This is a genomic window from uncultured Enterovirga sp., assembly GCF_964242715.1.
Taxonomy (GTDB): Bacteria; Pseudomonadota; Alphaproteobacteria; order Rhizobiales; family Beijerinckiaceae; genus Enterovirga.
Genome location: NZ_CAXTAZ010000013.1, coordinates 17407 through 30019 on the forward strand (window position 1 = coordinate 17407; position 12613 = coordinate 30019).

The 12613-nt window shown below is 62.4% G+C and carries 10 protein-coding genes and 2 pseudogenes; 11 read left to right on the forward strand and 1 reads right to left on the reverse strand.

The window, feature by feature from the left end; translation table 11 throughout:
- The first annotated feature begins 24 nt into the window (after positions 1–24).
- Both ACFE87_RS08850 and ACFE87_RS08855 read left to right on the forward strand, forming a co-directional pair.
- Positions 25–531, forward strand: coding sequence for a hypothetical protein (locus tag ACFE87_RS08850; protein WP_375459265.1), 507 nt, complete (start codon positions 25–27; stop codon positions 529–531).
- 7 nt (positions 532–538) lie between these two features.
- A pseudogene (locus ACFE87_RS08855) lies at positions 539–1134 on the forward strand (aldo/keto reductase).
- Between the two features lie 522 nt (positions 1135–1656).
- Here the strand turns inward: ACFE87_RS08855 and ACFE87_RS08860 are convergent.
- Positions 1657–2346 (reverse strand): helix-turn-helix domain-containing protein, encoded by a 690-nt coding sequence (locus ACFE87_RS08860; protein WP_375459266.1) that lies wholly within the window; start codon positions 2344–2346, stop codon positions 1657–1659.
- 621 nt (positions 2347–2967) lie between these two features.
- Here ACFE87_RS08860 and ACFE87_RS08865 point away from each other — a divergent pair.
- From ACFE87_RS08865 to ACFE87_RS08905, 9 genes and pseudogenes are all read left to right on the forward strand, one after another.
- On the forward strand, positions 2968–5418 hold the full coding sequence (locus ACFE87_RS08865) for a response regulator (protein WP_375459267.1): 2451 nt from the start codon (positions 2968–2970) through the stop codon (positions 5416–5418).
- Positions 5419–5589: 171 nt separating this feature from the next.
- Positions 5590–5872, forward strand: a pseudogene (locus tag ACFE87_RS08870) (transposase); the annotation flags it as partial.
- 353 nt (positions 5873–6225) lie between these two features.
- The gene (locus ACFE87_RS08875; protein ID WP_375459268.1) at positions 6226–7137 is read left to right on the forward strand and encodes an alpha/beta fold hydrolase; all 912 of its coding nucleotides are present in this window, start codon (positions 6226–6228) and stop codon (positions 7135–7137) included.
- Between the two features lie 11 nt (positions 7138–7148).
- On the forward strand, positions 7149–7436 hold the full coding sequence (locus ACFE87_RS08880; protein ID WP_375459269.1) for a hypothetical protein: 288 nt from the start codon (positions 7149–7151) through the stop codon (positions 7434–7436).
- An 80-nt stretch (positions 7437–7516) separates the two neighbouring features.
- Entirely contained in the window at positions 7517–8401 is an 885-nt protein-coding gene (locus tag ACFE87_RS08885) for a LysR family transcriptional regulator (protein WP_375459270.1), read from the forward strand.
- Positions 8402–8441: 40 nt separating this feature from the next.
- Entirely contained in the window at positions 8442–8663 is a 222-nt protein-coding gene (locus tag ACFE87_RS08890; RefSeq protein WP_375459271.1) for a hypothetical protein, read from the forward strand.
- Between the two features lie 768 nt (positions 8664–9431).
- Entirely contained in the window at positions 9432–10421 is a 990-nt protein-coding gene (locus ACFE87_RS08895) for an HlyD family secretion protein (RefSeq protein WP_375459272.1), read from the forward strand.
- 185 nt (positions 10422–10606) lie between these two features.
- Entirely contained in the window at positions 10607–11173 is a 567-nt protein-coding gene (locus ACFE87_RS08900) for an OsmC family protein (RefSeq protein ID WP_375459273.1), read from the forward strand.
- Positions 11174–11339: 166 nt separating this feature from the next.
- Positions 11340–12494 carry an alpha/beta fold hydrolase gene (locus ACFE87_RS08905; RefSeq protein WP_375459274.1) on the forward strand — a complete coding sequence of 385 codons (1155 nt, stop codon included), beginning with the start codon at positions 11340–11342 and terminating at the stop codon, positions 12492–12494.
- Positions 12495–12613: the final 119 nt, after the last annotated feature.

The window sequence follows — 12613 nt, forward strand, 5'->3', positions numbered from 1 at the left end:
CCGCACTCTCTGCCGGACGCGAACGTGATCGGCGTCAACAAGAGACCGGTCAGCAGCTCGGCGGAAGCGATGTTTGGCGACAACAAGGTCGAGCTTGCCCTCGTACTCGACAATACCGGCTCGATGAGCGAGCTGAAAAAGCTCGAGACCCTGAAGGAGGCCGCCCATCGCTTCATCGACGGGCTGCAAGCCAACAGCACGCAGCCGGGCGCCCTCAAGATCGCCCTCGTCCCGTTCGACACGAACGTCAATCTGGGCTCGCTGCGCACCTCGTCCTGGGTCGATTCCGCCTCGCAGGCCTTCTGGACCAGCGACCCCACGAAGGCGGGCTGCGTCTGGGACCGCGATCAGCCGCACGACGTCCTGGACACACCGCCCAATTCAGGCGCGACGGCCTTCAGCGCCGATACCACCCGCGCTGGCCCGTGCAGCCTGGCCTCCATCATGCCGCTGACCCAGAATTTTAGCAAGCATCGGGAGCCTTCGGCGGCTTGGGACCGATCGCATCGACCTCTACTTCCCGCACTTTGACGACGGCGTGACGCCGGTGGAGGAGATCATGCATGGGCTCGATGACCTGGTGCGTGCCGGCAGGTCACCCATGTTGGGCTTTCCAATTTTCCGGCCTGGCGAGCAGCCTCGGCGACTGTCATGTCCGAGCTGCGCGGCTGGACACCCGTAGCAGTGCTGCAGCTGGAGTACAGCCTCCTGGAGCGCAGCGCCGACCGTGAGCACCTTCCGCTGGCGGCTGCGCATGGCCTCGGGGTTATGGGCTACTCTCCCCTGGCTGGCGGGCAGATCACGGCAAGGACACGGGTGCCGGCAAGCGGCGAAAGGAGCCCTGTCGTTGACGCCCTCGTCGAGGTCGCCAACGACCTTGGGTCCGAGCCTGCCACCGTGGCGCTGTCCTGGATCGCTAGTAGAGGAATCCTTCCCGTGCTAGGCCCCCGCGACGAGGCCCAACTAACCTCAGGCCTTGCCGCTGCAAGACTGCGCTTGCCCGACCCGCTTGCAAATCGCCTGTCTCAACTGAGCAGGCCCGCTCTCGGGCAACCCTACGAGCTGTTATCGCAGGTGCGCGCAAACGACGGCATGAAAGACCTGCGAAGCAATACAATCTCGCTGGACAGTTGAGCGGCGACCAGAGCCACCTCATGCCTGCGCCTCCGAGAATGCTGCTGACGAGCCGGATAGGGTATAAGAGTCGCCAGGGTCGATGCGCGGATGCGCCAGTGGATCGAACCTGACGGGCGAGTTCGGACAGGGTTTCCGCTGGTTCTGAGCATGCGTCTGGGGGCATGCGCCCTAGGCCTCTGACCACCTGATGAGCTCCGACCCCAGTAGGCTGGATGGCATTATCAGCGATCACGACTTTCCCATAAGCATGTTGGCGCGCTGAGATCGTGCTGCTCTCGGCCGAGGGGGTCAGCACATTCGCGATCATGCGGCGGGGAGGCCCAAGACATGCGTCTGGCGCTGGCAGGAGCGCTTCGCCGAGAAGTGCGTTCACGGGCTCCTGAGGACAAGACGCGTCCGTCTCGCGTGCCGCCGCTCTGCCAGAAGATCGTCGACAAGGTACCGACCTGACTGCGGACGAGCTGCCGCAGGAGGAAGGCGCACGTCCTGGAAGACTACGAACCAGGCTCGGCTACGGCCCTACGTGAGGCAGGAATGTCGGAACATTGAGGGTGACGTCCCTACGATCCGCTTGAAAGCCGTCGTGAAATGCTGCGCTTGGCTGAAGCCACACGCGAAAGCGATCTCGGTTATGGACATCGTCGTGATCAGCAGGAGTTGTTTCGCGCGATCGATCCTCATCGCGAGGACATGCCGGTAAGGCGTTTCACGGAACGTTTCAAAGAAGGCGCGACTGAACTGGCGTGAGCCTAGGCCGACGACGGAGGCAAGATCCGTCGTCTGGATCTTCGCATCGAGATGCAGTCGGAGGTACTCTTCCAACATACGACGCTTCGGCCCGCTGAACTGATTGGCCCTCGGGCGGGATCGTTCGGAAAGGGGTTCGGCCATCGCTCGCCCGAGATAGCCCCGTACTTGCATGGCCCACCCTTCGACCAACAGATCGAACGCGCCATCGGGGGCGACGGCCTCGCGGCACACCACGGCGAAACTCCTTTCTATCTCGGCGTGTCGAAATCCGACGAGCGCCCTCTGCAGGCACGTCCATTGTGACTCGGGGTGCTCCTGTAAATCATCGAAGAAGGCGACCGCGTAGTCTGAAGTCTCTTGAAATTCCGCGTCCATCAGCACCGGTGCGAATGCCGGGAAGAAGCAGAGACCTGTCGAAAGCACCCCGCTCAAGTCGGATTTTTCGCCATCGACATTCATTCGATACCTTATCCCTCCCCGTCGTTCCCAGACTAGCGCGGGCCTCGGTTGGACGAAATTGAACTCCGCTCGAACGCCTCGCCTTCTCAAGACCTCGATCTTCACCGTCGTCGAACTCGCGACGTGTGCAGACAGCAGCGTAGCAGTTGATCTACGGATCGGCTCGCCGGACCTCCGAACGATTTCGCCTTCCACTGCGTCCTCCAACGGTTTGCCATAGCCGGAGACAGACCTGCGCTCTCCCCGCGCTTGGAGATCATTCCGCTAGCCGTTTAACCACGACACTGTGCGCGAGTACAGGGCCGGCGAGCCCGTGGCACGAGCGGACCCTACGCTGCGGCAACCCGTCCCGTTCAGTGCAGCACTCTATGTCGGCCTTTCGTAGCTCGCGACCGTTTCGGGCAAGTCACGCGGCGCCCTCCATGCAAGTTTCGACCTACGTTTGGGGGCTGCCGGGTCACTCCGCGACCACGTGAGGTTCTGAGAGCTAGGCGAGGTGAACGACAGTGTCGCGGAGCGGGCGCCGGCTGGACGGTTCAGGTTAGCGGGGGCGATGGATGGCGGGAGCCCGATACTCGTCCGGCAACGCTCCTTTTTGGCTTAGCCCGGGATTGAAGCCGCATGACAGATCCGCCTGCCGGCGATCCAACGACCGCGTTCGAGGGACGAGGCCTACGATCCCAGTCGGACCGCCTGTCTTCGGATCCCGCTGATCTCCAGGTGGTACGGCTCGCGGCGCTCGAAAAGGAACTCAAAGCTACAGCCACCGAGTTACTGGAGGCGATCCGCCGGCTTGAAGGACAGGGCGACAAGGGCGCGGACTCTCGGATCAGTCGCCTACTCCGGGGGACACACGAACGGCTTGCGGGCTTGCGCGACCACGTCAAGGCCCTGAAGGCGCAACAAGGGGCCTCCTTCAATGATCTACGAAACGTCTTGACCAGTACGGGTATCGGAACGCTGTTTCTGGACCGGGATCTAAGAATTCGTTTTCTGACCCCTTCGATCGAGGCACTGTTCGACGTCGGTCAAGGCGATATCGGCAGGGCCCTGTCGGACCTTAGCTCGTGGGCGACCGGCGATCAGTTCACAACGGACGCGCGGGCGGCTCTGCTTGGTCACGATCCAATGGAGAGGGAGGTCGAGGCTCCCGGCGGGCTCTGGTTCATCCGCCGCATATCCACTTATCGGGGGGACCAGAAGGAGGTAGGGGGGGTCGTTATAACCTTCACGGACGTAACGGATCAAAGGCGAACTTCCAAGGCGCTGGAGCTCGCGAAGCAGAGATCTGAGCTGGCGAACAGGGCCAAGTCACGCTTCGTGGCGGCGGCGAGCCACGATCTGCGGCAGCCGCTGCAAACGCTAACGCTTCTGCACGGCTTGCTGGAGGGAGCGACCGAGGGCGATCGGGCGCGTAAGCTGGTAGCGCGCTTTGGGCAGACCCTGGACGCGATGTCGGGCCTCCTCAACATCCTACTCGACATCAATCAAATTGAGGTCGGCATCGTCAAGCCAGAGATCTCGACCTTTGCGCTGGATGACCTGCTCGATCGGGTGAGAGGTGAGTTCACCTACCACGCGAAGGCCCGATCGCTCGCTCTGCGGGTACTATCTTGCGGGGCGACGATCCAGAGCGACGGAAGGCTGCTCGAGCAGATCATTCGAAATCTCATCTCGAACGCCCTGAAATACACGAATGAGGGCAAGGTCCTGGTCGGATGCAGGCGACGCGGACAAATGTTGAGCATCGAAGTCTGGGACACCGGTATCGGCATACCGCACGACGAGCTCGAGGCGATCTTTGAAGAGTACCATCAGGTCGACAACGTTTCCAGGGCACGCAGCCGTGGTCTCGGCCTGGGCCTTTCGATCGTACAACGCTTGGCGGATTTGCTGGGCCACAAGGTTCGCGTCAGCTCGCGTCGTGGAAGGGGCTCGGTGTTCGCGATCGAAGTCGACTTGCCAGACCAAGGGGCACCGCGATCACACGAGCCTCGTCTCGAAACCATCGACGAGGAAGCCGGCACGAGAGCGCGCCATACAGGCTCGGTCCTCGTCGTGGAGGACGACCCAGAACTGCGCGACCTTCTCGAGGTGTTCTTGATCGGGGAGGGTTATCACACGGTGACCGCGGGCGACGGCGTGGCCGCCGTTGAACTCGGCATTCGACGGGCAGCTCGTCCGGATCTGATAATCGCCGACTACAACTTACCAAAGGAACTAAACGGGCTTCAGCTTGCCACGCGGTTTCGCGAGATGTTCGAGCGCGAGATCCCCGTCATCATACTGACGGGGGACATCTCGACGGAGACGTTGCGTGAAGTCGCCTTCCAGCACTGCGTTCATCTCAGCAAGCCCGTCAGGCTGAAGGAGATGAGGGCGACGATCGAGCGGCTCATGTCTCAGGTTGCGGCGCGGTCGCGCTTCTCGGTTTCGCCCACCGAGCCGAGCCCGGCTGTTTCGACTGTCTTCATCGTCGACGATGACATGAACGTATGTGAGGCTCTACGGGAGATGTGCGAGGATCTTGGACGAAACGCTAGCGTCTATCCATCCTCCGAAGCATTTTTGGCAGCTTACCCCGGCGAACGCGAAGGGTGCGTTTTGATTGACGCATACCTGCCGGGAATGAGTGGCATAGAGCTGCTTCAGCGCTTACGCGCCTCGGGCGATTCTTTGCCGGCGATCATGATCACCGGCAGCAGCGATGTCAGGATGGCCGTACAGGCGATGAAGGCGGGAGCCACTGACTTCATAGAAAAACCGATCGGCCGGAATGACTTGCTCGCGAGCATCGAGCGAGCTTTGGAGCAGTCGCGGGACAGAGCGAAGGTATTTGCGCTGCGGGAAAACGCGACGAAGCTTGTCGCAAGACTCACACCGCGACAGCGCGAGATCATGCATCTCGTCCTTGCTGGCCATCCAAGCAAAAACATCGCAGCAGATCTGGGTATCAGCCAACGGACGGTGGAGAACCACCGTGCCGCGATCATGAAGAAAACAGGCTCGAGGTCCCTACCGGAATTGGCTCGACTTGCACTCGCGGCTGATGGCGAGCAGATGTCCCTTTAGGTCGGAGCGGAGCGGTCATCGGTCCCTTCGCGGAGGTCGAAGGACAAGCCGACCCGCGGGCGCGCAGTTGGTTGCCGTCCGACGCCGGAACGCGCACGCGCGCACGTCCTGGTCAGGGAAGCCAAGCCAACGCCCGCCGCCGACACGGCGAACTCGCCTAGCGCCATCAGGACGACATATACCTCGCTGGCGTTCGGCGGTCGCTGCCGAGAGGCCGGGGTCCGGCCCTCGATGGGCTCCGTCGGCGACGCCTACGACAACGCCATGTGCGAGAGCTTCTTCGCAACCCTCGAATGCGAGCTTCTCGCCCGCCGCCGCTTTGCCTCGCAGGCAGAGGCTAGGATGGCGCTCTTCAGCTATATCGAAGGGCTGGTACAATCCGGGCCGGCGGCACTCCGCCCTGGGCTACCTGTCCCCGATCGCCTACGAGACGAAGATGCTGTCCGAGAGCTGAGATCCAACCCCGTCACTGTCCACGGAACCGGGTCAACTCCATTCGGCGGCGGGTGCCCGCTCTTCGTTCTGCTTCGAAGCGCGCCAACTCAAGCCTATCCGATCCGATGCGGTAGGTATTTTCCGATCCTAGTCCGACCGGGCGGTAGTCTATTGGCTAGCGGCGAACTGCGAACCCGTCATCCGGCTCGGACTGCGAGGCCCGTGGGCGGTCACAACACGACGACATTCGGGCGCGGGACCTTCTCAACACAAGTACAGCGGGAGTCGTGACCCGGTCTTCTTTGCAGAGAACCTAGCACGAGACAGAGGTCCGCGATGCATGTTGCCCGTCGAAGTGTTGTTAAAGCCGCGATGGCGGGTGTCGCGGCTTCCGCCCTAGGGCGACCCGTGCAGGCGGCCTCGCCCAGCGGGTCGCTCGTGGATGGTTCGTCCGGAGCGGGCCGAACAGCCGCGGTGGGCGAGGTGTTGGTCGCCAAATCGAGCGATGGCCTCAGGCTCTCGGTGAGGGCTTACGGCGATGCGGGAAAGCGGGAAATCCTCCTGGTCCACGGCCTAGGACAGAGCCGGCTATCATGGGCCCGGCAGATCGACGTCCTAGCGGAGCGCTTTCGGGTCGTGGCGTATGACCTCCGCGGACACGGTGACTCGGATAGGCCCGCCTCCGTCGAGGCCTACACCGAGGGGCCGCGCTGGGCCGATGATCTTCACGCCGTCGGAGTAGCAGCGGGTCTTCGCCGCCCGGTGCTCGTCGGCTGGTCCCTCGGTGGTCTCATCGTCGGGCACTACCTGGCCAAGTACGGCGACGGACGGGTAGCAGGCGTGAATTTGGTCGACGCCGTCACGAAGCTCTCGCCAGAACTGCTCGGCTCGGTATCGGTCGGCTTCGCAGGCGACCTCGCCTCTTCGGATTTGTCGGTCCGCTCGAACGCGATCGTGATGTTCCTGAGTGCCTGCTTCGCGAGAGCGCCACCGGAAGCGGAGCTCAGGCAAATGCTCGTCTACAACGGAATGGTGCCACGGGAACTCCAAGAAGGCATCGGGCGTATCTCGAGCAACGGGGTCGACGAGGCGTTTGCGATCCCGCCGCGGATGCTGGTGACCTATGGCGGTCGGGATGCGCTCACCCGGCCTGAGATGTCCAACCGCGTGCTCGCCCTGAATTCTCGAGCCACGCTTTCGCTCTATCCAAACTCAGGACACGCGCCCTTTTACGAGGAAGCCGATCGCTTCAACGCCGAACTGGCCGCCTTCGCAGCGGCCTGAAGTAAATCACCATGAGTGCCCTCGGCGGCTACGCGTCTTTGGTCATGAAGCCTCCGGGTCACGCGTTCAAGCTGCCCTGCGTCGAACCGGTGGCGTATCGACTGACCGAGCGCGTGAGCGCGCGTCTCGATCTCGTCCGCGAAGGCCGGACCGAGGTCAACGACGATGCCGCAATGGGGCGTTTCGTTTTGTGTGCATTAGCGGCCACCCCTCAGGTCGTCGGCATTTCGATCGTTGGGTCGGACCTGAGCGTACACCGCTATAATTGCACCGGCTTCAGGAGCTACGACTTCCTCTGACACGTCGAAGATGCCCAATCCTTGCGGGGATAGAGAATTGATACCTGAGTATATGGGAATTGGAGGGAGCGAGTGCGAAGATGCTGGACTGGGACGATCTCCGCTTCTTCTTGGCCGTTGCAAGACACCGTACTCTGGCTGCGGCTGCCAAGCACTTACGCGTCACGCAGTCTACAGTCGGTCGGCGACTCAACTCTGCGCAAGGGAGGCTCGGGGTGCGGCTCCTTCAACGCACCACAGAGGGCTACATACTGACGTTGGCGGGGGAGAGCGTCCGGACACACGTCGAAAGGATAGAGGAGGAAGCGCTCTGGATCGAACGCACTGTCGGAGGCCACGACATTCGGCTAGAAGGGGTTGTCCGGGTTGCAAGCTCCCAACTCCTCACAAGCCATCTCCTGGCGCCGTGTTTCGCAGCACTTCACGCTCAACATCCCGACATTCTGATCGAGGCCCTACCCATTGTGGAAGGCGAGCCTCTGGCTGCTCAGGACGTCCACATTGCTCTGCAGTTCCTCAAATTTGAACAACACGACGTCCTACTTCGTAGAATCGGAGACGTCGCCTTTGGTCTCTACGGTAGTCGATCCTATCTAGCGGCTCACGGAGGCCCTGATCTAGAGAGCGGTTGCTCTGGGGCTCATCTTATCACATTGCTAGACCATCGCGAACTATCCGAACAGGCAGCTTGGCTTGTTGAACATGCCGGTCGAGCCCAGGTCGTACTGAAGGCGGACAGCTACGAAACGCAGTTTGCCGCTGCGGCGAGTGGAGGCGGGCTCGCGCTCCTACCGCGCTTTCGGGCGGATGCGGAGTCTACGCTGTCGATGGTTCCTACATCAACCCCGGCTCCAGGCGCGCAAGTCTGGCTAGGCGTTCACCGCGAGAATCGCCAAGTACCGCGAATTCGCACAGTTTTGGATTGCATCGCCGACGCGGTGCGCGACCGCCTTGCGGGAACTTAGCAAGCGGGTAGCGTGCCCGCATGCCCTCGGGCCCACCTCGTTGGAGCTGACCTTCAAAAAAGGCGTGCGCACCGCCGAGCAGGACCGCCGTGACTTTGCGGCGGCTCGCGCGCGCTGGTGCGATGGGCTCGACCTCAACCCGAGCCGTTTGGTGTTCGTCGATGAGACCTGGGCCAAGACCAACATGGCTCCGGTCCGGCGACACTGTCGTCGGGGCGAGCGCATGGTCGGCAAGGGTGGCTGCGACCCTTCGGCCCCGTGATATCGTGGTCATGGGCAATCTCGGCAGCCGCAAGAGCCCAAGGTCAAGGGCCGCCATCGAGGCGCGGGGCGCCACGCTGCACTTCCTGCCGCCCTACTTCCCCGACCTCACCCGATCGAGATGATGTTCGCCAGCTCAAATCCTGCTGCGACTAGCCGAAGAACGCTCCGTCCCACGGCTCTTGCAGGACCGGCACATCCCTCGAGCACATGTGCAGCCAAGAATGCGCAAGCTACTTCAGAGCAGCTGGCTATGGGTCAGCGTGACCAGACGCCGTCTAGGCGCCGCACGGGCACCACGGCCCGGTTCAACGGGAGCGACGGTTTCAGGCGTTGGCATTTGTTAGCAGCCCGCACGCAGGATTGCACGGACTCGACGGACCTCGATGCCCTTATGCTCCGCTCTGTCATGAGCGCAGCCGCGTGTCCGGCCTTCACCGTTCATCCTCGCTGTCGTCGTGAACAGAACGCGGGCGCATCACGTGTCGATCGCGCGGTAGCTGCCCGCAATGCCGAGATGCAGCACTTGGTCGTTTCGCAGAATGGGTGCGAACGTCGCGCGCACGGTTCCGGCCGTGCCGCCCTTCTCGACCGTCATTGATGTTGCCGCCGAACACCCCTCCGGACAGCGTCCATTGCTCCCCATGAACGCCGACCCCCCCCCGCGCAGGCGGAAGACCGGGGGCTAGATGCTACCCCAGGGAAAGAGGCGACAGAGAACGAACCGAGTCAGTCCATTGTGGCTAATCTGCGCGCGCATTGGATCGCCGTGTCACTTGCCGCCACCGTCGTAATCGGTGGAGCTATTGCAGGGTACTTCTGGTATCAGCACTCCCTGAACTACGCGAGTACGGACGACGCCTTCATCGACGGCAGGCCCGTGTCGATCAACCCGCAGGTGACCGGCGTCATCGTGGCAGTCCTTGTTACGGACACCCAGATCGTGAAGGTCGGCGATCTGCTCCTCGAGATCGACAACCGCGACTACCTCGCGGCCGTCAATCTGGCGACCGCTCAGATCGAGCAGGCGGAAGCGAACCTTGAGAACTTCGCCGCGCAGCTTCTGGCGCAGGAGTCGCAGATCGCTCAAGCCGTCGCGCAGGTGGTGTCGGCGCAAGCGACGCTGGACTTCTCGAAGGAACAGAATGTTCGGTATCAGGATCTCGTCCAGAAAGGGGCCGGCACGGAGCAACGGGCCGAACAGGCCTCGTCAGAATTCCGATCGACGAGTGCGGCCCTAGTGACCTCCCAAGCCGCCCAGAGGGTTGCAGAGCGACAGATCAACGTGTTGAAATCTCAGCAAAAGAGCGCCGAGGCGCAAGTCGCGCAAGCACGAGCGCAGAAGGAAAGCGCTGACGCGAACCTGTCTCGGACGAAGATCTACGCAGCCGTGGAGAGCAGGGTTGCCAAGTTGACGGCGGCGCCCGGTCAACTCGCAACCCAGGCGCAAGCTGTCATGATCCTCGTTCCGTTAGAGGCTTGGGTAACCGCCAACTTCAAGGAAACGCAGCTTGCGGGCGTCAAGGTCGGGCAGCCGGTCGACATTTCGATCGATGCCTTCGGCCAGAGTTTTCCTAGCCGTGTTGACAGCGTCCAGTCGGGAAGCGGGACCGCCTTCAGTCTGCTGCCGGCCCAGAACGCCACCGGCAACTACGTCAAGGTCGTGCAGCGCATCCCGGTGAAGATCACCTTCGACCAGAGGCCTCCCGGACAGGTAGGACCAGGGATGTCGGTCACTCCGACCGTGACCCTGCGGTAGCGCGGTGGCACCGGGCGAGCGTCGAGATCGCCTGTGGTGAATCGCCCAGTGCGATCATGCAGCGTATCCGCTCATAAACGCTTCACTATCGCGGGGTGTGGAGGCGCATGATCGGATCGTGACCTACACCCTCGCCGGTTCCGACCTGCGCGCGAGTTGTAAGCTAGACCTCAAGGCGTTCGATAATGACGATCAACCTGACGACCTCTGAGACAGAGACGGCGCCGTCCTGCGCCGGGGAGAGTGACGGTCGTCAGAGCATCCAAGCTCCGTCGCCTCCACGGACCAGGTTGCGCTGTCGGACAGTTGCGGCCGGCGGATCCAAGCAGTTCAACTATGTGCGTGACCTACCGCCTCTGGCAGTCGAGGAGCGATTTGGACCTTCCAACGAGGCGCCTGTTGCCACCCCATCCGAAACCCTTCTGGCTGCCCTAGGCTCATGCTTGGCCACGCGCATCCACGCCAACCTTGTCGCAGGCAGTATTGCCCTTCGTGGTCTCACGCTGGAACTTGAGGTCGATGTTGCTACCAGTCCCATGTGGGCGCCGATCGGCGAGGAACCAAGCGCGATCGGTTTCGAGGCGATCCGCGTGAACGTGCTCGTGGATGCTGATGCCTCGCCCGAGGCGCTTCGCGCTCTCATCGCGCACGCCGTCTTATGGTCACCCGTTGCAAACACCCTGCACAGCCCGGTGCACCTCGATGTCGCATTGAACCAGGCTTTGAGCCTTGATCGCGCCTATCTTCCCTAGCGCTTTCATGGCCCGCCCCATGGTCCATGGGATGGTTTTCGGCGGCGCGCCTGTTGGACGAGCCTGATAACGCCCGGAAGCGACGTTCCCGAGTTGAGGCTTTGACGTGACCAGGCAGGTTGCACGGGCAAACCCTCTACCCGATCAAAAGGAGGAGGATAGGATCATGACGCCCAGGGTTCTAATCATCGGTGTCGATCCCAAGGTGGTCGATCCATCCGACCCAGCCATTCCGCCTGGGACCACGCCGAAGTCCATTGCCGAAGGAATTGCTCAAACGCTGGCCGATATGCACCGGCGTGGCTGGCAAGCGGAGCATTGTGCGATCATGCCCGACGACAGCGCCGAAGCGACGATGACGGATTGTCTCGCGAAGCAGGATTGGGACTGCGTCGTCATCGGCGGTGGAGTGCGGTTGCCGCCTCAGCGGCTAGAACTGTTTGAGCGGGTCGTGAACGCGATCCGACACGGGGCTCCGACCGCCTCGATAGCATTCAACCATACCCCGACCGACAGCGCCGACGCTGCCGAACGCTGGTTGCGGGGGGGGGGGGGGGGTCGCATGACCCCGTCAACAGTTCCGCTGCTCTCCGGAACCGTTACGCCGCTTGTCGAGCGCGTTGGCGACGGTCCGGCTGTACTGCTCCTCCATGGCGGCGCCGGGCCGGCGATGATGCAGCAGCTGCTAGCACTGTTGAAAGATCATCACGTTGTCCTGCCCACGCATCCCGGCTTTGACGGCACGGAGCGTCCCGGCTGGCTGGCGTCGATCAGTGATCTCGCGCTCTGCTATCTGGCGCTGCTCGATGCGCTCGAGCTGGAAGGCGTGACGGTCGTCGGCAATTCCGCCGGCGGCTGGATCGGGTCGGAGATGGCTACCCGACGGCCGCGCGCGATCGCACGACTCCTATTGCTTAACGCGGTCGGCATCAAACCCACCGAGACGACCGGCCCCATCCTCAATCCCCTGGAGATTCCTGCGCAACGCTTGGCCGAGCTCGCCTTCGCCGATCCGACAAAGCTAGGATCTCCTGATCCCGAAGCTGCGCAGCGGGTGAGGGCCAACCAGCGGGTGTTGAATGTCTATGCCGGAAATCACTTCATGCATGATCCAAGCCTAGGCGGGCGGCTGGCGGAGATCGCGATCCCGACGTCCGTACTTTGGGGCGATTGCGATCGCATCGTCCTCCCCGCTTACGGCGAGGCCTTCGCACGCGCCATTCCCAACGCCAGTTTTGGCCTGATCGCCAATGCGGGGCATATGCCGCAGATGGAGCAGCCACAGGCGATCGCGGAAGTCATTCGTGCCGCCGCCTGGTAAGTGTCGCCGGGGCGTGGAACCGCGCTGATCGGCATCTCGAAACCGGCGACTCGAAGTTGTAAAACTTTTGAACATCCAGAATAAACTGTGCTTGTCTAGCAAAGAGGAGGCCCCGCAGC